Origin of the sequence: uncultured Rothia sp., assembly GCF_916715725.1 — a bacterium.
Taxonomy (GTDB): domain Bacteria; phylum Actinomycetota; class Actinomycetes; order Actinomycetales; family Micrococcaceae; genus Rothia.
The window spans coordinates 351,670-374,038 of the sequence record NZ_CAKAPD010000001.1; the positions used below are offsets into that span (position 1 = coordinate 351,670).

Annotated in this window: 15 protein-coding genes; 3 read left to right on the top strand and 12 right to left on the bottom strand. The window is 64.2% G+C overall.

Translation table 11 applies throughout. The annotated features are described in order from the left end of the window. Positions 1–169: 169 nt before the first annotated feature. From lgt to QZ822_RS01345, 4 genes are all read right to left on the bottom strand, one after another. Positions 170–1,195, bottom strand: a complete 1,026-nt coding sequence (lgt, locus tag QZ822_RS01330; RefSeq protein ID WP_294642017.1) for a prolipoprotein diacylglyceryl transferase — start codon at positions 1,193–1,195, stop codon at positions 170–172. Further along, positions 1,195–2,049 carry a tryptophan synthase subunit alpha gene (gene trpA, locus QZ822_RS01335; RefSeq protein ID WP_294642019.1) on the bottom strand — a complete coding sequence of 285 codons (855 nt, stop codon included), beginning with the start codon at positions 2,047–2,049 and terminating at the stop codon, positions 1,195–1,197. The genes lgt and trpA overlap by 1 nt, the downstream gene beginning before the upstream one ends. Then, positions 2,049–3,386 (bottom strand): tryptophan synthase subunit beta, encoded by a 1,338-nt coding sequence (trpB, locus tag QZ822_RS01340; RefSeq protein WP_294642021.1) that lies wholly within the window; start codon positions 3,384–3,386, stop codon positions 2,049–2,051. The genes trpA and trpB overlap by 1 nt, the downstream gene beginning before the upstream one ends. Before the next feature lie 220 nt (positions 3,387–3,606). After that, on the bottom strand, positions 3,607–6,945 hold the full coding sequence (locus QZ822_RS01345) for a chromosome segregation SMC family protein (RefSeq protein WP_294642163.1): 3,339 nt from the start codon (positions 6,943–6,945) through the stop codon (positions 3,607–3,609). Between the two features lie 322 nt (positions 6,946–7,267). On the opposite strand from QZ822_RS01345, the gene QZ822_RS01350 reads away from it, so the two are divergent. From QZ822_RS01350 to QZ822_RS01360, 3 genes are all read left to right on the top strand, one after another. Beyond that, positions 7,268–8,323: a 3-oxoacyl-ACP synthase III gene (locus QZ822_RS01350; protein WP_294642023.1), complete on the top strand. Its 1,056-nt coding sequence runs from the start codon at positions 7,268–7,270 to the stop codon at positions 8,321–8,323. Positions 8,324–8,419: 96 nt separating this feature from the next. Continuing rightward, complete coding sequence (locus QZ822_RS01355; RefSeq protein WP_294642026.1) at positions 8,420–11,410, top strand: alpha/beta fold hydrolase; 2,991 nt, start codon at positions 8,420–8,422, stop codon at positions 11,408–11,410. Positions 11,411–11,443: 33 nt separating this feature from the next. Then, positions 11,444–12,670: an NAD(P)-dependent oxidoreductase gene (locus QZ822_RS01360; RefSeq protein WP_294642164.1), complete on the top strand. Its 1,227-nt coding sequence runs from the start codon at positions 11,444–11,446 to the stop codon at positions 12,668–12,670. A 205-nt stretch (positions 12,671–12,875) separates the two neighbouring features. Here the strand turns inward: QZ822_RS01360 and mutM are convergent, their stop codons facing one another. The 8 genes from mutM to QZ822_RS01400 form a co-directional block, all read right to left on the bottom strand. Beyond that, positions 12,876–13,910 (bottom strand): bifunctional DNA-formamidopyrimidine glycosylase/DNA-(apurinic or apyrimidinic site) lyase, encoded by a 1,035-nt coding sequence (gene mutM / locus QZ822_RS01365; RefSeq protein WP_294642028.1) that lies wholly within the window; start codon positions 13,908–13,910, stop codon positions 12,876–12,878. Between the two features lie 75 nt (positions 13,911–13,985). Continuing rightward, on the bottom strand, positions 13,986–14,675 hold the full coding sequence (gene rnc, locus QZ822_RS01370; RefSeq protein WP_294642031.1) for a ribonuclease III: 690 nt from the start codon (positions 14,673–14,675) through the stop codon (positions 13,986–13,988). Positions 14,676–14,691: 16 nt separating this feature from the next. Further along, positions 14,692–14,895: a 50S ribosomal protein L32 gene (rpmF, locus tag QZ822_RS01375; RefSeq protein ID WP_005505656.1), complete on the bottom strand. Its 204-nt coding sequence runs from the start codon at positions 14,893–14,895 to the stop codon at positions 14,692–14,694. 30 nt (positions 14,896–14,925) lie between these two features. Next, positions 14,926–15,534 carry a DUF177 domain-containing protein gene (locus QZ822_RS01380; protein ID WP_012903341.1) on the bottom strand — a complete coding sequence of 203 codons (609 nt, stop codon included), beginning with the start codon at positions 15,532–15,534 and terminating at the stop codon, positions 14,926–14,928. Positions 15,535–15,761: 227 nt separating this feature from the next. Further along, entirely contained in the window at positions 15,762–16,238 is a 477-nt protein-coding gene (gene coaD, locus QZ822_RS01385; protein WP_049337936.1) for a pantetheine-phosphate adenylyltransferase, read from the bottom strand. A gap of 132 nt (positions 16,239–16,370) precedes the next feature. After that, entirely contained in the window at positions 16,371–17,012 is a 642-nt protein-coding gene (rsmD, locus tag QZ822_RS01390; protein ID WP_294642033.1) for a 16S rRNA (guanine(966)-N(2))-methyltransferase RsmD, read from the bottom strand. A gap of 109 nt (positions 17,013–17,121) precedes the next feature. Further along, the gene (locus tag QZ822_RS01395) at positions 17,122–20,958 is read right to left on the bottom strand and encodes an ATP-dependent DNA helicase RecG (RefSeq protein ID WP_294642035.1); all 3,837 of its coding nucleotides are present in this window, start codon (positions 20,956–20,958) and stop codon (positions 17,122–17,124) included. Beyond that, positions 20,955–22,265, bottom strand: a complete 1,311-nt coding sequence (locus QZ822_RS01400) for a Dak phosphatase (protein ID WP_294642037.1) — start codon at positions 22,263–22,265, stop codon at positions 20,955–20,957. Before QZ822_RS01400 ends, QZ822_RS01395 begins: the two co-directional genes overlap by 4 nt. Between the last annotated feature and the right edge of the window lie 104 nt (positions 22,266–22,369).

Genomic DNA, 22,369 nt, shown 5'->3' on the forward strand with positions numbered 1-22,369 from the left:
TTCTCAGCGGCCCAAATCCGTACAGGGCGCCAGCACACGCCAGCATAAGAACATCCACCTGCAAGAAGCAGACAGCAAGCACAAATAGCGGGCATAAAAAACCACCGGACGGGGCGCTCCCCCATCCGGCGGTTTTTCTATGAAGTTTTTCTATCAAATTGAGGTTGAGCTAGGAGCTCTTAGTTGAAGACTCAGCTTCGGAAGAATCAGAGTCTTCAGAAGATTCAGCCTTCTCGGATGCCTTCTCCTCAGCGTCCTCTGCGGTCTTACCCTCGACGGGCTTCGGAGCGAACTCCGCAGGAGCCGGCTCAATACCCGCAGCAGCCTTCGCCGCCGCACGACGACCAGCCACCACAAAACCAGCAGCACCCAGCAGAACCAGCAACAGAGCAGTCCACACGTGAATACGAACGCCCCAGAGCATCTCCGAGGTATCAATACGCAGGAACATCTCAATGAAGAGGCGACCCACACCGTAGTAGAACACGTACAGCCACAGGGTCTGACCCAGCTTCAGCACGCCCTTCCTGCCCAGCCACAACAGCAGCGCCACGCCCAGCAGGTTCCACAGCGACTCGTACAGGAACGTCGGATGGAACAGCGTACCCGCCGGATACTGCGAGGGGAAATTACCGCTCGAGGTGCTAATCTCCAGGCCCCACGGCAGAGTCGTCGGCTTGCCGAACAGCTCCTGGTTGAACCAGTTACCCCAGCGGCCAAACGCCTGCGCCAGCAGAATACCCGGCGCTACCGCATCCGCAAAAGCCGGGAAATTCATGCCATAGCGGCGGCAACCATACCAGGCGCCCAACGCACCAACCGACACGGCACCCATAATGCCAATGCCGCCCTCCCAAATCTTCAGGAAAGCCCACGGATCAGCAACATTCGGACCGAAATAGCTACCCGGGTCAGTAATCAGCACGTGGTAGGCGCGGGCACCAATAATGCCCGCCGGAATAGCCCACATCGCCACGTCAAAGACGCGTTCGCCCGTGCCGCCCATCGCCTTCCAGCGGCGGGCACCCAGCCACAGGCACACCGCCATACCCGCCAAAATACACAGGGCATAGAAATGCACACGGAACGGGCCCAGCTGCAGATACGAAACGCTCGGAGAGGGAATCGAAGCTAGCGGAATCGAAGCCAGCACGTTAGCTACCGGCACGCTCGCCAGCGACAGAACACCGGACATTAAGCCTCACGCCCCGCCAGCTCACGGGTCAGCTTAGCCACCGCCTCAACACCGCCAGAAGCCAAAGCCTTCACCAGCGCGGTACCGACGATCACGCCGTCCGCATACTCGCCGATCTCCTCGACGTGGGCACGAGTCGAAACGCCCAGACCCACGCACGCACGAGGCGCACCGGCAGCCTTAATGTCCGCAACCAGGGTGCGAGCCGCCTCCGACACGGAGGTGCGGGCACCGGTCACGCCCATCACCGACACGGCGTACACGAAGCCGCTCGACGCCTTCGCAATGGTCGCCAGACGCTCCGGCGAAGAAGACAGAGCAGCCAAGAAAATACGATCCAGACCGTACTCGTTCGACGCCTCAAACCATGCCGATGCCTCGTCGGGCACCAGGTCCGGGGTAATCATGCCCGCGCCGCCGGCAGCCGCCAGGTCACGCGCAAAGTTCTTCACGCCGTACGCCAGCACCGGGTTCCAGTAGGTCATCACGACGACCACCGCGTCGGTAGCCTCGGTAATGCGGCGGACCGCCTCAAACAGCTGAGACAGCTTGAAACCGTTCTCCAGCGCCACACCGGTCGCCTTCTGAATCACCGGGCCATCCATGACCGGATCAGAATAAGGCACGCCCAGCTCAATAATGTCCGCGCCGTTATTGCCCAGAGCAATCGCCGCGTCAATCGACTCATCCAAGGTCGGGAAGCCCACCGGCAGGTAGCCAATCAGCGCCGCACGGCCCTGCTTCTCGCACTCAGCCAGACGAGCCGCCAGAGGGGATTCAGCGTTCGGGGCGGGGAAAGAACCATCCAGCACCGTAAAAGGTGCCGACTGAGAAATAGCGTCCTGGTAGCTCATTACTTAGCCTCACTTTCAGCCTGTGCGTTCTCTGCAGCAGCGGATGCGGCAGCTTCCTTATTACCGGTCATCAGGGTCGAGGACGGAATCGCCTTACCCAGGCCGAACCACTTCAGAGCGGTCTCCATGTCCTTATCGCCGCGGCCCGACAGGCACACAATCATGGTCTTCTCGCGTGCTGCCTCCGGGTCCTCAGCAGCCCAACGCTGGCACACGCGCAGCGCGCCCGCCAGGGCGTGCGAGGACTCAATCGCCGGGATAATGCCCTCGGTGCGGCAGAGCAGGCTCAGGGCATCCATTGCCTCGGTATCGGTCACCGGCTCGTAGGTCACGCGACCAATATCGGACAGGTACGAGTGCTCCGGACCCACGCCCGGGTAATCCAGACCAGCCGAAATCGAGTGGGACTCGATGGTCTGGCCGTCCTCGTCCTGCATCAGGTAGGTCATCGCGCCGTGCAGCATGCCCGGGCGGCCCAGGGTAATGGTCGCCGCGTGACGGCCGGTCTCCACGCCGTCGCCGCCAGCCTCAAAACCGTAAATCTCAACCGAAGAATCGTCCAAGAACGCGTGGAACAGACCAATCGCATTCGAACCGCCACCCACGCAGGCAGCAATACCATCGGGCAGGCGGCCGGTCTCAGCCAGAATCTGCTCGCGCGCCTCCGCACCGATAGCGTCGTGGAAGAAACGCACCATCGCCGGGAACGGGTGCGCACCCGCCGCAGTACCCAGCAGGTAGTGGGTGTTCTCAACGTTCGCAACCCAGTCGCGCAGCGCCTCGTTGATAGCGTCCTTCAGGGTGCGGGAACCGTTCTGAACCGCAATCACCTTCGCACCCAGCAGCTGCATACGAGCCACGTTCAGCGACTGACGCTCGGTGTCTTCCTCACCCATGTAGACCACGCACTCCATGCCGAACAGCGCAGCAGCAGTCGCAGTCGCAACACCGTGCTGACCCGCGCCGGTCTCAGCAATCAGGCGGGTCTTACCCATGCGCTTAGCCAGCAGAGCCTGACCCAGCACGTTATTAATCTTGTGGCTACCGGTGTGGTTCAAATCCTCACGCTTGAGGAACACACGCGCACCAGCATGCTCAGAGAACTTCGGAACCTCAGTCAGCAGCGACGGACGGTTCGAATACTCAGCAGACAGACGCTGGAACTCGGCAATAAACTCGGGGTCGTTCTTCGCCTCGTTGAAGGTCGCCTCCAGCTCATCCATGGCGGCAATCAGCGACTCGGGCATCCACCGCCCGCCGTACTCACCAAAATAGGGGCCGGGGGCATTCTTCAACGACTCACCGTTGAGGAAAGCTTCTGCCAGGTTCTCGCTCATCACTATTCCTTCCCTGGATGGTTGCCGCCGGATGCACGCCGCGGGTAGGGCGGGGCATCAGGCCTGATCACAACGAAACACCACGCCAACCGCGAATAGGGCGGGCGGTGTTCACGCATATCCCCCTATAGTACCCGGGCGCGGGCAGTGAACAATACCTTGAGGTGCACATGACCATTCCTAGGACATGTGACGTTCGCCGGGATGCGGGCGCGGCGGACTACAGCAGCTCGCGCAGCTCCTCCATCTGCTGAGAAAGCACCGTCGACACACCACCGCGCATCGACACCCCGTACAGGGTCTCCGCAATCTGCATCGTGCGCTTCTGATGCGTCACCACAATCAGCTGCGAACGCTCCCCCAGCTCACCAATCACCTGCAGCAGGCGCGAAAGGTTACGGTCATCCAGCGCCGCCTCAACCTCATCCAGGGCGTAGAACGGCGACGGACGAGACATGTAAATCGCAATCAGCAACGCCAGCGAGGCGAGCGAACGCTCACCGCCGGACAGCAACGACAGGCGCTTAACCTTCTTACCCGCCGGGCGCGCGTGAATCTCCACACCCGAGTTCAACGGATCGGACGGGTCGTCCAGCTCCAGGTGGCCCTCGCCTCCCGGGAACAGGGTCTCAAAGATACGGCGGTAGTGGGTGTTAATGTCCTCCATCGCGGCGGTGAACACCTCCGCAATGTGGCTGCTGACCTCGTCCATGACCGTGTTCAGGTCGCGGCGGGTCGCCTTCAAGTCCTCAATCTGCTGATTCAGGTAGGCGTGGCGTTCGGACAGCGCCTCGTACTCCTCCAGTGCTAGCGGGTTAATGGCGCCCAGTGCTTCCAGTTCGGCACGGGTCGCCTTGAGGCGAGCGCGGACGCTCTCGGTGGAAGCTTCGGCGGTCTCGGATGCCGGTTGGGGCGCGGTTTCGGGTGCGGAATTTTCGGATGCCACATTCTCGGAGGCGGCGTTCTCGGGAGCCTCCTCAGCAGGCACGTCAACCGGCAGCTGCTCGGAGTATTCCTCCTCCAGCTGCTCCAGGGTCAAACCGGTCACCAGGCGGGCACGCTCAGCCAGCGCTTGCACACGCTCCTGTACGCGCGCCGCCTCCGTCTGGGTGCGCGCCAGCAGGGTCAGTGCCGCCGCGTGCGCCGCCTGCAAATCCTGCACCTCATCGTTCGTGCTGGTCAGGCCCTCCTGGGCGTTCTTCAGAGCGCCGCTCAGCTCGTGCAGCTGTTGCTCACGCTCACCCACCTGCTCGGCAAGCACCTCGCCCAGACGCTGGGCTCGGCGCTCAATCTTTGCCACCGGTGCCTGCTCCCCCGTGCCCGCCAGGTAGGAATCCTCGCGGGTACGCGCCGACTCGTAGGCGGTGCGCGCTTCGGCTACGGATTCCTCCGCGGCGGTGAGGCGCTCGTTCAGTCGGGCACGCTCATTCTGAATGTTCTGCGCGGAGGCTTCCAGGGACTCCGCCTGGGCGCGGGCGCGGGCATGCTCGGCGCTCGCCACGCCCGCCGCCTTCGCTGCCCCACGTTCTGCTTCGACCGCCGATTCTGCCGCGGTCTGAGCCTGCTGAACGGCCTGTTCGGCTTCGTCCAGTTCGGCGCGAGTGCGGGTCACGACCTGGGAGGCGGCACGGCATGCGGCGGCAAGTTCCAGGGGGCTGGCGCCTTCAGCCGGGTAGAGCAGGCTGTAGCGGGTGTGCTCGGTGCCTGCGGGGTCAAAAATACGCCAGATAGTGCGCTGACCTGCGAGGGTATTCTCTGCGAGCAGGCGCAGGGCTTGCTCTGCGGAGGCAGCATCCGGCGCGAACAGTACGCCCGCCAGGCGCTCACCCAGCGCCGCGGTGACGCGCGCCAGGGCGTGCTCGTCGATGCCGGCGAGCGCGGCGGCATCCTCGCTGAGCGGCTCAATCATCTCGGTTGCGGGGCGGATACCCAGCTCGCGCAGCTCGGTGGCGCAGGGTTCGGGCAGGGTGGATTCGGGCAGTTCTGTTGAAAGTTCCTTCGCGGCAGATTCGCTACTTTCATCACCCTTATCGCTATCTTTGTCACCACGCAGCTGCGATACCTCGGCGCCCTCAACCGGCACGCTCAACGCCGCGGTCGCCAGCGAGGTCAGCGCCGCAGAAGCCGCGCGCGCATACTCGGGGTCAATCTGCACGGCATCCAGCACGCGCAGCAGGCTCGCGCCCTCGCTCGAAGGATCCATGAGCTCGCCGGTCTCGGGGTCGAACACCGCCTCGGCAGATTCAGTGTCCATTTCGGCGGGTGCTTCACCCAGGCTCTGGCCCAGCGCCTCACGCAGGGTTGCGGCACGCTCAGCCGCCGCCGCGTAGGCGCGGGTCGCCTCCACCGCCGCGGCGCGGGCGGCATCCAGCCGGGCCTGGGCGCGGGCACGAGACTGCGCCGCTTCACCCGAAGCGCGCTCGGTCTGTGCGACCTCGGCTGCCGCCTTCTCAACGTCCTTCAGCGCCGCATCGTAGCGCTCCTCAAAGCTGGCGTAGCTTTCCACGGCGCGCTCTGCCTCTTCGCGGCGCTCCTCGAGCAGTTCCAGGGCGCGTTCGTAGCCGGCGCGGGCGGCGGCGGTCGCCTCGGTCAGCTCCACGCGGTAGGTGCGCACACGCTCGGCGGCGATGGACTGCACGGTGCGCACGCGCGCGGCGGACTCGCGCAGGGTCGACACAGCCTTCTGGCAGGCGGTGACCTCTGCATTCAGGCGGTTCTGCTCCTGCTGATGCTTAGCGGATGCCGCACGTGCCGCCTCCAGCTGTTCTTTCAGGGTTTCGGCGCGACGGGTGCCTTCTGCCTCGGAGGCGAGCGCCTGCCCCTGCTCCGCCTGCAGAACACCCAGCTGACGAGCCAGAAGCACCGCCTCCAGCTGGCGGATGCGCGCCTGCAGCTGACGCGCGGTCGCGGCGGATTCCGCCTGCTCGCTCAGCGGCTGCAGTTGCGAATCCAGCTCGGCAACCAGGTCGCTCAGGCGGGTCAGATTCGACGCCACAGACTCCAGCTTGCGGCTGGTCTTCTCCTGGCGGCGGCGGTACTTGACCACGCCCGCCGCCTGCTCGATCATGTCGCGGCGCTGCTGCGCGGTGGCGTGCAGGACCGCATCCAGCTGGCCCTGGCCAACGAGCACATGCATCTGCTGACCCAGACCCGCCTCCGAGAGCAAGTCCTGAATATCGGCGAGGCGCGCCGGGGAGCCGTTAATCTCGTACTCGCTGCCGCCGGAGCGGAACATGGTGCGTGAAATCTGCACCCGATCAGCGGGAATGCTGAGGGTGCCGTCAGAATTATCGAAAGTCAGGGTGACTTTGGCTCGGCCCAGGGGCGCACGCTGGGCGCCGTCGCCCGAACCTGCCTCGCCGGAGCCCGCGAAGATGACGTCCTTCATGCTGCCGCCGCGCAGGCTCTTCGCGCCCTGCTCGCCCATGACCCAGGCGAGCGCATCCAGCACATTGGACTTGCCGGAGCCGTTGGGGCCGACCACCGCGTTAATGCCGGGGGTGAACTCGAAAGTGGTTGCGGAGGCGAAAGACTTGAACCCGCGCAGGGTCAGCGACATCAGGTGCACAAGGGGCCTTTCTGCAGAAGAACTGGTGTGTGCCGGGCACGTTCTGTGGTGCGTGGCGGCATCCCTCTAGTGTACGCGGTGCGGCGGGCGGGCGGCGTGAACGTGCACGAGGTGAAAGGGGTTCAAAGTTCCTCAGTGTGCATCATCTTACGCGCGGGGTGAACGGGGGCGTTCATATTGGGTCTATGGATACGGGTTCGCCCGACCGGTGCGGTAGATTGGAATGAGCATCACGAATTCTGCGGGGCCGCTATTCGCATCCCCGCGGTTTTTCTATGTATCCCACTGACTTCTATTTTCAAGGGCCACACCATTGTTGAATGCACCCGCCGATAAGGTCGGCACGAACTCTGACATTCGCCACGCTAATGCAGCTCTGCTGTCCATCACCCACGAGCTGCCTCCGGAGGTCGTCTCGAGCGACTACTTCGATGAGCAGCTGGCCCAAACCTATAAGCGTCTGCGCATGCCGAAGGGCCTGCTGGAGCGTCTTGCCGGTATTAGTACTCGCCGCGGCTGGGCTGAGGGTCAGACCTTTGAGGACGGCGTGGTTGCCGCAGCTGAGAAGGCTATCGAGCAGGCGGGTATTGACCGTTCGCAGATTGGTCTGCTGATTAACGCTTCGGTGACTCGCGATAACTTTGAGCCCGCCGTTTCGGTGGGTGTGCACGACCGCCTGGACCTGCCGCGTCACGCCCTGAACTTCGATATTACGAACGCCTGCCTGGGCTTCGTGAACGCGATGACCGTCGCCTCCACCATGATTGATGCGGGCGCTATCGACTACGCCCTCATCGTCGCCGGTGAGGACCCCTCCCCGTGGCACCGTACCGCGGTGCGCATCCTGAACAACCCCGATTCGACCCGCGAGGACGTGCTGGCTCAGTTCGCGACCCTGACCCTCGGTTCGGGTGCGGCGGCGGCTGTGATTGGTCGCGCTGACCGCCACCCGGAGGGTCACCGCATCGTCGGTTCGGTGTCCCGCGCGGGTACCGAGCACCGCAACCTCTGCATTGGTGGCGAGGCTGACCAGGGCATGAACACTGACGCTGAGGGCCTGCTCAAGCACGGCCTGGAGCTCGTGGCGCAGGCGTGGGAGCAGGCGCATCAGGACGGCTGGGAGTGGAACGACATGACTTCCTACGTGACCCACCAGATTTCTAACGCCCACACGAACGCCATTATTGAGGCGGTCGGTATTGAGCGCGAGCGCATCCCCATGACTTTCCCGAAGTGGGGCAATGTGGCTGCGGCGGCTCTGCCGATGACTCTCGCCGAGTGCGCGCCGACCTACAAGGAGGGCGACCGTATTCTGTGCATGGGTGTGGGTTCTGGCCTGAACACTGCCCTGCTTGAGATTCAGTGGTAACCCGTTAGCCGGCAGTCCTTAACCCCCGTTAGCCGGCAGCCCTTAACCTCTGTGCGGTAGACATTCACCGATTCGATCCGGAAGGATTCCCCCAGCATGCGCCATTTGAATTTCCCTAAGGCTCAGCCTCCCTACAACTCGGAGGAATGGGCGGGCGTGAACCCGCGCTACTCCCACCTTCTGGAGGTGCCCACCACCGCCCCCATTGAGCAGCGGGCGCAGCAGGCTGGCGCGCGCCGCTGGCACTACCTGGATAACCTTCCGGTGCTGGTCGAGCAGGGTTTGGAGCCGATTGGCACGATCCTGTGCGTGCACGGTAACCCGACCTGGTCGTACCTGTGGCGTACCGTGCTGGATGCGGGCGTGAATGAGCGCGCCCCGTGGCGTGTGGTTGCGGTTGATCAGATTGATATGGGTTATTCGGAGCGCACCCACCTGGATTTGGAGGGCGAGCGCCGCACCCTGACCGACCGCATCGCTGACCTGGGTGATTTCACGAAGGCGCTGGGTCTGGATGAGACCGATAAGCCGCTCGTGACCCTCGCCCATGACTGGGGTGGGCTGGTGTCCTTTGGTTGGGCGCTGGAGCATCGTGAGATTCTTTCGGGCGTAATGCTGACGAACACCGCGGTCTACCATGACGGCATTGAGAATATCCCTGCCGCCCTGCGCCTGGCGTTGGGTGTGCACGAGTGGGGTACTCACGATTCGACCGCGTTTATTGATGTGACCTTGGGTTTGGCTCAGAATGAGGGCCGCCTGCCCGCGCCAGGTTCTGCCGGTGCCGGGGCGCTTGATGGTGCCCTGCCGCAGCCGGTGGGTCAGCAGCCCAAGCGCCTGTACCCGAGCCCTCTGAACGAGGCGATTTACCGTACGTACCGTGCGCCGTACGCTCATTCGGCGTGGCGTGAGGGTGTGCGTAATTTTGTGGGCGATATTCCGACCGGCACCGATATTCCTTCCTATACGCCGATGCAGCGTATTGCCGAGCAGATCCGTGACCTGGACGTGCCCGCGTTCTTCCAGTGGGGCACGAAGGACCCGGTGTTCCAGCGCCGCTACCTGTTCGATCTGATGGAGCGCATGCCGCAGGCGAAGGTGCACCGCTACGAGAAGGCCTCGCACCTGGTCATTGAGGATTACGATATTGCCTCCCCCATGATTTCGTGGCTTGCGCAGACCTTCGGCGCAAGGGAGGATGGCGCTCTGGTGCCCCCGCACAACGTTGAGGCGGAGCATCGTGCCGCCCGCGCGCGCCGCCACGGTCTGACTACCTGCGAGGGCACCGCCGCTGAGGGCGCTGTTCCCGCGGCGTTCCGCCCCATGCTCGCTGCCCTCACCAAACGCGCCAACGACGCCTCCACCGCCGTGGTGGATATGGACCCCAAGGGTGACGGCGCCACCGTGAGCATGACCCTGACCTGGGCTGAGCTGAACCAGCAGGTCAACGCCGCCGCGACCCGCCTGCACGCCCTGGGTGTGCGTCCGGGTGACCGCGTGAACCTGATGGTGCCTCCGGGTGCCCGCCTGACCACCCTGATTTACGCCTGCATGAAGCTGGGCGCTGTCATTGTGGTGGCTGATACCGGTCTGGGTATTCCGGGTCTGACTCGCGCATTGAAGGGCGCTAACCCGAGCTTCCTGGTGGGTATTCCCGCCGCGCTCAGTGCCGCCCGCACCCTGCTGTGGCCGGGTGTGCGTATTTCTGTGGAACCGCTGGGTTCGGTGCAGGAGAAGCTGCTGGGCGTTGTCGGTTCGGTGTTTACCGCTCCCGCCGCCGATGGCACTCCGGGCGCGCCGGTGCCCACCCCGACCGTGGTGGAGTTCCCCTCCCCCGTGCCGGATGCCGATGCGGCGGTGCTGTACACTTCCGGTTCGACCGGCCCGGCTAAGGGTGTGGTGTACACGCAGCGTCAGCTGGCTGGTATGCGTGATGCCATTGCGAATACGTACGGTTTTGCGCCCGGTAGCGGCCTGGTTGCAGGCTTCGCGCCGTTTGCGCTGTTGGGCCCGGCACTGGGTGCTACCAGCGTGACCCCGACGATGGATGTGACCCGCCCGAAGACTCTGACGGCCTCTGCTTTGGCGTCGGCTGCGGCGGCTATTGATGCGTCGGTCGTGTTTGCTTCCCCCGCCGCCCTGGTGAATGTGGTGGCAACCGCCGATGAGCTGAACGCTGAGCAGCGTGCGGCGTTGGCTAAGGTTCAGACGGTTCTGAGCGCTGGCGCGCCGATTCCTGTGCCCCTGTTGGAGGCGCTCTCCGCCCTGGTGCCGAACGCCTCCCTGCACACCCCGTACGGCATGACCGAGGGTCTGCCGGTGACCGATGTATCTTTCGAGATGATTCGCCAGGCGATTGCTGAGGGCACCCCGAACGCCGCCGGTGAGGTGCTCGACCCGTTCGCCCGTGACGGCGTGTGCGTTGGTTTTGCGGTGTACGGTGCGGCGGTGGCCATTGCCCCGCTGTTGCAGGACGGTTCAGTGGCGGATGAGCTGACCCATGAGCCGGGTGTGACCGGTGAGATTCTGGTGTCGGCGCCGCATGTGAAGGACCGCTACGACACCCTGTGGGTGACCGAGGAGCAGTCCATTAGCACTCCGGGTTGGCATCACACCGGTGATGTCGGTCATCTGGACGCTTCGGGTCGCCTGTGGGTTGAGGGTCGCCTCGCCCACGTACTGCTGACCTCGCAGGGCGTGCTGACCCCGGTTGCGGCTGAGCAGTCCGCCGAGTCCCTGCCCGAGGTGCGCCGCGCCGCCCTGGTCGCGGTGGGTCCTGCCGGTACTGCCGCCCCGGTGCTGGTCATTGAGGCTTCCGCGAACACCGCCGCCCTGGAGGCGCGCCAGTCCGCATCCGCGTTCAAGCGCGCCCTGCTCGATCGCGTGCCCGGCCGCTTCCCCATTGCGGAGGGTGTGGCGCCCTTCGAGCTGTCCCAGCTGGTGCGTCAGAAGGTTGCCGAGGATACCGGCGTGGAGCTTGCCGCCGTGCTGGTGGTGCACGAGCATCCGACCGATATTCGCCATAATTCGAAGATTGACCGCCCCGCCCTGGGTGAGTGGGCGTCGAAGGTCCTTGCGGGGGCGTAAGCGCCTGCCGGATCTCTAAGTCTAAGGAGTATGATGTCCCCTCATTCTTCGCGTGAGTCCTCTTCCCATGAGCCCGCACCCCGCCTGTCGACTGCGCATGCGGTGACCTCCCCGACGGCGCGGTTCCGCAAGCCTGCGCAGCCTTTGGCGGCACGCTACACCGACCCCGCCCCGCGTTCGCTGCGCCCGGTTGAGGAGCCCGATTTCGCGCCGCGTATTGGCGAGCGCATCCTCTTCACAGGCGCGTCGGGCCTGCTGGGTCGTGAGAGCGTGCTGGCGTTGCTGCGTGCCGGCTATGATGTGCGCGTTTTTCAGCGTGGTGATTCGGGTATTGCGGCGCTTCTGCCCGATTCGATTCGCCCGCGTTTTGAGCAGGTGCGCGGCGATATTACGAACGCGCAGGCTGTTGATTTGGCGATGACCGGCGTAAACGGCGTGGTGCATGCCGCGGCGAAGGTTTCGGTCAGTGGCGAGTGGGCTGATTATGAGCGCATCAATATTAAGGGCACCCGCACCCTGTTGCAGGCGGCGCTGAATCACTCAGTGGGTTCGTTCCTGTATATTTCCTCGCCGTCGGTGGCTCATGCCGGCGCGGCGATTGTGGGTGACGGTGCCGGCGTGGCGTCCCCGGAGCATGCGCGCGGTAACTATGCGCGTTCGAAGGCCGCCGCTGAGCTCCTTGCCCTGGAGGCGAACGGCACTCCCCTGCCCGGCGGTGGGGTTTTGCGTGTGGGTGCGTTGCGTCCTCACCTGATGTGGGGTCCGGGTGATACTCAGCTGGTCGAGCGTATTCTGGAGCGTTCCGCTGCGGGTCGCCTGCCGCTGCTCTCTGGCGGTACGGGCCTGATTGACACGCTCTACATTGATAACGCCGCCGACGCCGTGGTGCGCGGATATCAGCGCCTTGACGCTTTTGCGGGCCGGGCGCTGGTGGTGACGAACGGCCAGCCGCGCACTATCGCCGAGCTTCTCGGTGGTTTCTGTGAGGCGGTGGGCGTTCCCGCCCCGCGTTTCTCGGTTCCGGCGAAGGTTGCGGCCCTGGCGGGTAAGGTCATTGAGCGCGTGTGGGAGCGTCTGCCGAAGAACGTAACCGCCGGTGACGAGCCGCCCATGACGGAGTTCCTTGCCGAGCAGCTGTCGACCGCGCACTGGTTTGATCAGCGCCGCACCCGCGAGCTGTTGCAGTGGGAGCCCTCCGTGTCGATTGAGGAAGGCTACGAGCGCCTGGGCCTGTTCTACGGGGATAGGTACAGCCGCTAAGTCGCTTCTTTTTGGGTCGGCTCCCCCAGCCCTTTCCAGCCCAGCTTTAAACGAATGACGGCATAGCTACATCCCCCGTGTGGGAGGAACGTAGCTACGCCGTCATTTTTGCGCCGGAGCGTCTATCTAGCGTGATGCTTTACGGAGCCTTTATCTAGCGTGCGCTTTTACCTAGCCCGCGCTTTTGTCTAGCCCGCACCTATACCTAGCGAGAGCGCGGCGCCCGCTGGCAATGCGGGCAACGGTAGGACGAACGGTTCTGGAACGGTTCGCGCACGATCAGGGAGGTGCGGCCCGCCTCCGCGCAACGGTGGCAGGGCTCCCCGGCACGACCGTAGGCGTTCAGCGAGCGCTCAAAGTAGCCCGACTCGCCGAGCACGTTCACGTACAGGGCGTCGAAGCTTGTGCCGCCAGCCGCTAGGGACTCGCGGAGTACCTGGGTGACCGCCTCCAGCAGTTCGCGGGTCTGGGCGGCGGTCAGGGTGCGTGCGGGCTTCGCGTAGTGTAGTCGCGCACGCCACAGCGCCTCGTCGGCGTAGATATTGCCCACCCCGGAGATGACCGACTGGTCCAGCAGAACCTTCTTAATGCCGCTGGAGGTGCGCAGGAACTTACGGCGCACCGCCGCGGGGTCGAAGAATTCGTCCAGCGGGTCGCGGGCAATATGCTTGACCGCCTCGGGTACAAGAAAACGCTCAGGTACTTCGCTCTGCCCCAATTCACCGGGCGCTGTTTCATCCGCCGTAGCGGGTACGTCCGGCACGAGCGGGCTGAGGAACATACCGCCGAAGATGCGCTGATCCACGAAGAGCAAGCGCTGCCCGGTACTTACCCGGTTGGTGCTCGCCGCGCTCTCCGAATTTCCCGCCGGTCCTAGCTCGAGTGCCACGCGCAGGTGCCGCGGCTGCTCATCGAACGCCGCACGAGCCTTAGATTCACTGTCCATATCGCCGCCCGGCTCATCGCGCACGAGCAGCTGACCACTCATGCCCAGATGCACCACGAGCGCCTCGTCGGCAAGCGTGCCGTCCGCCTCGCTCAGGGTCAGCCACAGGTACTTGCCGCGGCGGTAGGCACCGCGCAGCGTCCTGCCGGTGAGTGCCGCCTCAAAGTGGGCGGGACCGGGCAGGTGCCTGCGCAGCGAACGGGCATCGACCACGCGCACCGCCCGCACGGGCCGACCCAACGAATGGTCGGCGATGCCCGCGCGAACGGTTTCCACCTCGGGCAGTTCGGGCATGGTTCCCTCCAATCAGCGGGGCTGCAGAATCAAGAGCCCGCAGAGCTAACAGACCTGCAGGATGCTTGAATGAGCCTAAACCAGAACGCGGTACGCCTGCTCAGCGGCAAGGCGCTCCGCCTCCTTTTTGCTCGGACCCACACCGGTACCTGCCTGCTGGTTCGCCACAATAGCGACCGCAGTGTACACGCGCGCGTGATCGGGGCCCTCGCCGGTGACCTCGTAGCGCACATCTCCCCAGCCGCGGGCGGTGGCAAGGTTTAGCAGCTCAGTCTTCCAGTCGCGTCCAGAGTTCAGGACCTTCTCATCGTCGAGCAGCGGCGCGATCAGGCGTAGCACCAGGTCACGAGCCGCCTCGCGACCGCGCTCCAGGTAGGTCAGGCCAAAAATCGCTTCCATGGTGTCGGCAAGGATCGAGTCCTTATCGGCGCCGCCGGTGTGAATCTCGCCCTTACCGAGCAGGATGTACCGGCCCAGATCCAGGTCGCGTGCCACCTTCGCCAACGCCACCGTAGACACCACCACGTGGTGCAGCTTCACGAGCTCACCCTCGGGCAGGTCGGGGTAGCGTCGGTACACTTCTTCAGCGATCGCCAGGGAAAGCACCGAATCGCCCAGGAACTCCAGGCGCTCGTTATGCTCCACTCCGGGGTTCTCGAAGGCGTAGGAGCGGTGGGTTAGGGATAGCAAAAACGTCTCGGCGTCGATATCGACTCCGAGACGTTTACGCAACTCCCTAGTATCAACACTAGGAAATTCAGTCATAAGGATTCACCGCTTCTTAGGCGTCTGCAACCTTACGTCCCTTGTACTCCAGGAACAGGGCGTTGCCTGCAGCGTCGGTTACAACCTTTGCCTGGTGGGGCAGGCTGTAGGTCACGCGACCGTTTTCAACGGTCTTAACCAGCTGGGGCACGGATGCCTTCCACTGGGAACGGCGTGCGCGGGTGTTAGCGCGGGACATCTTGCGCTTGGGAACAGCCACAGCTATCTCACAATCTCTAGTAACAACAATTTAGTTTTCGGTATCTGCACCGAGCAGGCCCTGTAGGGCCGACCAGCGCGGATCCAACACCTCGTGATGATGCCCGGGGTCATCCTCCAGGCGCGCACCGCAATCGGCGCACAGACCCTGGCAGGTGTCCCTACAAACAGGCTGGAACGGCAGTTGAAGGATTACTGCGTCCCGCAGAGCCGGTTCAAGGTCGATGGAATCATCCTCAACGGCGTACTGCTCATCTACTTCGTCTTCGGGGCCGCCAGCCGGGGCCTTCTCAAAGACGAAAAGCTCTTGAATATTGGCCGACATCTCGTAATCAATCGGATCCAAGCAGAGGCTACACTCGCCGTGTACATCCACAACGACGGAGCCGGTAACTAGGATACCATCAACAACAGACTCCATACGAATATCGAGGTCAATATCCGAACCCTCTTCCACGCCGATGAGCGTGTTACCCAGGTCTGCCGGTGCGGGCAGAACCTCAGTGAGAGTTTCCATGGTGCCGGGGCGGTGAATCAGGTTAGTAACCGATACCACCAGCGGCGATGCGTCTGCACGTGAAATGGCGTTTCTCCTTACGAAATGTATAAACCAAAGTCCCATTTTAGGGGTCATTCGCACCGTTAATCAAGATTAAGCGCCTTTTAAATCTCTTTAAGTGGCGCTCACCTCTTAAATATCCCCTTAAGGAGGCGCCGCGCGGCATTTAATCGGTCGGTCGGAGCTACTGCTGGGGGACTTAAATGCCCGGCCGGCGGTGCGAGTTATTCTGCCGGGGCCCTGCCGGTGGGCGTGTCGGGCGTGTCGGGCGGGTGCGCGCCTGGGGTTGCCCGGGTTGATGAGGTGTTTTAGGCGCTCTTCAGGGCGCGGGCGACCGCCTCCGGCACGAAGGGAGTCACGTCACCACCCAGCGACGCCACCTCACGAATAATCGTGGACGACACCGCACCGTAGCGGTCCTCACCCGCCAAGAACACCGTCTCAACCTGCGCCAGGTGGCGGTTCATGCTCGCCATCGGAGCCTCATAACTGTAGTCCGTCGCCGAACGCAGACCCTTCACCAGCACCTTCGCACCACGCTCCGCCGCGTACTCGGCAAGCAGCACGCCCGGCGGAATCGGCTCCACGCTCACACCCTCAATGCCGAGCTCCTGCAGGGACTCACGCACCAGCTGCACGCGCTCCTCCAGGGAGAAACGGTACTTCTTGGAGCTATTGTGCGCCACGCCCACAATCACCTCGTCAAAGAGCTGAGCGGCGCGGGCAATGATTTCCAGGTGGCCGTGGTGCACGGGGTCAAAAGATCCGGGGCAGAGGGCAATCATGGCGGTCCCTTCACGAATAAATATCAGACGTTGGAATGAGTAGATGCGGGCGGATTTAGGATGCGGGTTAGTGGCATGCGGGCGAGCACAGGCTGAGGCAGCAAGCTGCGGCGGCAATCTTAGGTAGCAATTTTAGGCGGCGAGCTCTTCAGCATCCTCGCCAGATTCGTTGTCGAACTCGTCGCCCGTCTGCTCCTCCACCTCGTCAGGCTCCACATAGTAGAGAACCGTCTCGCCGTGCTGACGAGTCGAAAAACAGTACAGGCCCTCGCCCCACACCGGCTCCGGGTCGCGCGAAGAACGCTCCACCACGACCACGGCACCCTCGGCAAGCTTGGGGGTCAGCGCCTGCAGCAGCTCACTGACCTGCTCGTTCGGCATGGCGTAGGGCGGGTCAACAAACACCAGATCCCACGGACCGGAGGCGGACTTCACGTAGGTCAGCGCCTGAGACTGCTGCACGCGCGCCGCAGAACCGGTGCCGGTGCGCCCCATCGCCTTCTCCACCGCGGCAACGTTCTTGCGAATCACCGCAACAGCCTTCGGGTACGTATCCAGCAGAGTCACGGAGGCGGCACCGCGTGAGAGTGCCTCGCAGCCCAGCGCACCCGAGCCACCAAAGGCGTCCAGCACGCGGGCGCCACGAATAATGTCGTAGCTCTCCAGCTTGGAGAAGAGGGATTCCTTCACCCGGTCGGTGGTGGGGCGAGTATTATCCCCCGGAACCGAGGCAAGGCGAACGCCTCCGGCAGCACCGGAAATAATACGGCTCATAGGTCTCTCCTCTTAACTAGTGCGGTGTGTTGACGTCAGGGTTTCAGCGAGTGGTGGGCAAGGCTGGTTGATGGGCGGAGCGGGCAGAGCGTTCTGCCCCGTTGGGCGCTTATCCCCTGCCGAGGAACGCCTCACGGTCAGCGTCCAGAGCGCGGTCAATCGTACGCGCCAACGACGGGTGCTTAGCCAGCGTCGGGTCCTTCTCCACCACCGAGCGGGCATCCTCGCGGGCACGCTCAATAATGTCGGCATCGGCGAGCGCCCGCAAGAACCGCAGGGTACTCTTCGAGCCCGATTGTGCAGCACCCAGAATATCACCCTCGCGGCGCTGCGCCAGGTCGATGCGGGAAAGCTCAAAGCCGTCCGTGGTGGAGGCGACCGCATCCAGGCGCTCGCGGGACACGCCACCCTCCTCCTGGCGGGTCACCAGCAGGCAGGTGCCCGCGTAGCCGCCGCGGCCCACACGACCGCGCAACTGGTGCAGACCCGAGATGCCGAAGCGGTCGGCATCCATGATGATCATGAGCGTGGCGTTCGGGACGTTCACGCCCACCTCAATGACGGTGGTGCTGATGAGCAGGTCAATCTCTCCGCGCTCGAAAGCGGTCATGACGGCGGTCTTCTCCGCCGGGTCCATGCGGCCGTGCAGGGTGCCGATACGCACGCCGACGAGGGCGTCCTCAGTTCTCAGGTAGGAGTACATTGAGGCGACCGAGGTCAGCTGAACCTTGCCGTCGCTACTCGCGCTACCACCCTGACCGAAATAGCCCTGGGCAGAGTTGCCCGCACCCGCGCCAGTTCCAGCACCGTTCAGGCTGGATGCGCCAAAGAACGCGGCACCCTCCTCCATGCCGTCGCCGTCCTCCCCGATTTTGGGCACGACAACATACACCTGGTGGCCCGCGTCAATTTCTTCGCGGGCGCGCCTCCACAGCCGGGACGCCCAGGCGGGCTTCTCGGCGAGGGGCACCACGTGCGTTGAAATTTTCTGGCGGCCCGCGGGCAGGGTGTCGAGCACGGATACGTCCAGGTCACCGAACACGGTCATGGCGACGGTACGAGGAATAGGCGTTGCGGTCATGACCAGGCGGTGCGGCAGGGCGCCGCCGGTGCCGCGAAGGCTGTCGCGCTGCTCCACGCCGAAACGGTGCTGCTCGTCCACGACGACCAGACCCAAATCGTGGAAGCTCACCTCATCGGAAAGCAGGGCGTGGGTGCCAATCACAATCTGGGCGGTGCCGTCGGCGAGTTCCTGCAGTACCTTGCGCTTGGCGCGGGTACCCATGGAGGCGGTCAGCAGGCGCACGCGCACACGGCCGGGTTCCGCCCCGCTCCCCGCGGGGATCCCCTCGGCGGAACCGGCGGCAGAATCGTCAGCATCAGAGTCTTCGGGCGCCGCTATATCCCCCAGAATGTCCAGCACCGAACGCAAATGCTGCTCGGCAAGCACCTCGGTCGGGGCGAGCATCGCGGACTGGCCGCCCGCATCGGCAACCTGCAGCATGGCGCGCAGAGCCACCACGGTCTTACCGGAACCCACATCACCCTGCAGCAGGCGGTTCATGGGCGATTCACTCGACAAATCCGCGGCAATCTCAGCGCCCACCTTCTGCTGTCCCTCGGTCAGCTCGTAGGGCAGAACCTGAAGCAACCGATCGGCGAGGCCGCCCTCCACGGCGGGGCGCGGCTGGGTCAGGTGCGCGGCACGCACCGAATGCAGGCGGGCGAGCGCGCTCTGCAGTACGAACGCCTCACGGTAACGCATCTGTGCCTGCGCGGCACGCCAAGTGTCCTCAGAGTCGGGGGTGTGCAGGGCGCGGTACGTCCACTCCAGGGACGGTACCTTGCGGGCGCGACGAATCGTGTAGGGTACCGGGTCTTCGAGCTCTTTGAGCGGAACCTTTTCGAGCAGCTGCGCCATGTAGCCGCTAATGCGGTCGGTGGGCAGCTTCACGGGGGCGCGGTAGACGGGCACGGGGGCGGTGGCGGCGTCGGTGACGTCCGCGCCGGAGGCGTCCTTCGAGAGCAGGGCGTAGTGCGGGTTGGTGAGGGTGTATTCGCCGCGGTAGATGCCGACCCTGCCGGAGAACATCATGGTTTCGCCCTCGCGGATTTCGCGGGCGGCGGTCCAGGCGTTGAAGAAGGAAAGCTTCATCTGCGACCCAATGAGCACGCCCGCGCCGGGGTTCGTCATGCTGGGCGCGGGCACGCCAAAGAGGCCTCCCTGCGCGAAATCATCCTGGCCGTAGCTGTCTGCGTAGCCGCTGTAGGAGGCGGGCTGCGCTCCCCTGCCCTGTGCCGGGTTCTGGGCAGTGGGGTTCTGGGCAGCTGGGTTCTGCCTGGAGTTAGCGAGCGCATTAATGCGCGGGTTGTGCATCCCGGTTGCCTGCCAGTTCTGCGCGGGCGCACCGGATACGCCGGATGCACCGGATGCGCCGGATACGCTGGATGCGCCGGGGCGGTTAGCGCGCCCGGGCACCACGGATACAGGACCGCCAGCCCCAAAACTAGCGGCGCCAAAACCGCCAGCCCCAAAACCGGCGGGTGCGTCCTGCCCGGTGGCGTCGGAAAGCCGGTCGGTGATGGTCACTTCCGTGATTTTGCCGCGGCGCGCCGCCATAGTTCGGGTGCTCACGTGCACCACGCGGGCAATGATGGTGACGTCCTGACCTTCGACGAGTTCGGCGAAGGAGCTGAGCTCACCGCGCGGCAGGTATTTGCGCGGGAAGTATTCGAGCATCTCCCCGACGGTGTGCAGATCCAGATGCGTGGCGATTGCCTTGGCGCTGGGCGCGGGCAGGTACTTTTTGAGCGGCGCGTTTTCGATGCGGTCTTCGGAGGCGTAGCGCGCCAGGGCGCGGCTCTTAGCCTCCGCAGCGGCTGATGCGGAGGCTGCATCGGGCTTCTCAGCCGCAGCTTTCTTAGTAGCTGTCTTCTTCGCGGAAGCTTTCTTCGCAGGGCTTTTCGGCGCAGCGGTCTTCGGCTTTGCCGGAGTTTTCTGCGCTGGGTTTTTCTGCGCAGTGGTCTTGGAATCAGCTACCTTCTTCGCCGGGGCTTTGGAAGTGTCCGATTCTTTGGCGGGCTCAGCCGGCACCTTCTTGGTGGTCTTCTTAGCGGTAGCAGATTGAGCGGCGGCTGCTTTCTTAACGGGAGCGGTCTTCTTCGCTGTTACCTTTTGGGTCGCGGGCTTTTCAGCTTCTACCTCGGGCACGCTCTTCTGTGCATCAGGCATCTTCTGCGCAGGCTTCTGCTCACCCTCTTCGCTCGCCTTCGTTGCCTCTTGCGGGCGCGCCGAAGTAGCCCGCACGGGAGTCTCATTCTCCTGCGGGCTCGGTTCGTTCTGAACTAGTTCTTTCTGGGCAGGTGCCTTCTGAACCGTCTTCATCTGGGTAGGGTTCTTCCGCGCGGGCGCTTTCTGAGCGGGCGCTCTGCGGGTTGACTTCCTCTGGGCGGGATCCTCAGTCTGAGGCGCTCCCGGCTGCGCCGCCTGCCGCGCCGCCAAAGCAATATCGACCAGCTCGTAGAGAGCGTCATCGGTCATGGTGTGCGCGGCGGGACCCAGCGAATGCTTGAGGGCCTTGAGTGCCTTACGGTAGGGCGCGCTGGCGCGCTGTTCCGCGCGTTCGCTCAGTTCGACGCGGCTCACCTCTCCGCGGGCGTAGGCGGCAAGATCGCGCACGGTCAGCTCGGCGGTGGTGCGGAGCTGCTCATCGCTCAGCAGCGGCGCGCCCTTTGTCGCTCGCTGAGCTCGGGTCACAGGCTTAGTACGGGTCACAGAGGCGGCGCGGGTAGGCTCGACAGCCGTTGACTCCATGGGCTCACCCTGCGCATCCTCAGTCTTCGCAGGCTTAGTCTTTACCGGCGCAGGCTTGGCGGGTGCAGGCTCGGGAAGCCCCAAGTCCAGGGCTTCCTGCTGCGGGTTTACGGAACGTCGGGAGGGGCTCATACGCCGCCCTCCGCAGCGCATGCGTGGTCGGCGTGATGACCATCCGCCAGGGAGGAAATACGCTCATCCGACCACTGACCGTAGCCCATAATCAGCTTGCGGGCGGGGTCGACTTCGGGAACGTGCACGTGCAGCGCCCAGAGTCCAGCCGCCATGTCCAGGGGCGTAATAAGCAGGCTGTCACCCATGGCTTCAAGCTCGGGGCGCATCTGCGCCAGGGCGAGGGGCTCACAGGTCAGCGTACCCATAAGCTCCCAGCCGCTCTGCTCCGCGTGTTCTGCGTGCTCGGCAGGTTCAGCGCCCGCCTGTTCAGAACCCACTCGTGCCGCAGAACCGGCTACAGAAGTCACACCGGCAGAGGGTGCACGCAGCATGGACTCCACCTGCGCCTCGTTCAGGGTCGCCCCCTCCCAACGCGGGTTGGAGTGCACCACGGCAAGGTAGAAGCCGAGCGCACCGGCATCCACGAAACCGGCAAGCTCGGGCGAGGGCGGGAACTGCGCGGTACGTTCCAGAGCGGCACGCATCAGCGCACGTCGACGCTCTTTCAGCACCTCGTCAGCGGCTTCTGCGTCCTGTGATGCATCATAGTGTGCGTCCAGGCGAGCGAGCTCCACCATGACCGACAGCATCGTGGAGGGCACCATCTGCTCCCCCACGCTGGCACGAATGCGCTCAGCCGCGAACGCCATCGCGCGCGCCTCCGCGTGGGCGTACTCCAGCTTCACTTCGCGGTGCTTCGGCAGGGAACCGCCAGCCAGCACACGCTCGTAGTCTGCCTCCAGGGCGCGCACGAGCGGCAACTCGGCAGCCGCATCGCCAAGCTCCTGGGCGAGGTTTCCGGGCAGGAACCAGTAGCTGCGCACCGCCTCAAGCGCCCAAGCGCAAAGCAGAGTACCAGAGTTGCCGCGCGCCACGCGGGATGCGCGCATAATCGCGTGCTCGTAGATGCCGCCCAGCTGAATCCACAGGTGGGCGAGGGTTTCTTCTTCGGAGGTGCCCGCCGCCTCGGGCACGCACGTGCCCTCCCCGCCGGGATTTTCGCCAGCGGGAAGAACCTCGCTGGGCAGAACCTGCTCCATGCCCCGCTCAAACTCTTCGGTCAGGGTCAGCAGGGTGTGGGCGATATTGGAGCCGGTGTCCTTATCGGGCACGGGGAACCCGTTGAGTTCGTTGAGCGCCTCGCGGTAGCGTTCGATGGTGGTGCGGGCGGCGGTGGACCACGCTACGCCGAAGCGGTAGGCGCGCACGCAGGCGCGGCGGTAAATCTCGCGCTCTTCGGTGCGCTGGTTCTGTTCTGCGTTCACGCTACCCTCCTCGTCAGTTTCGTCAGTTTCGCGCGGTTCTTGGCTGATTTCTCAGTGCCCGCGGCACGGGCGGAATCCAGCCTATTTCGTACTTCTATTCTAGG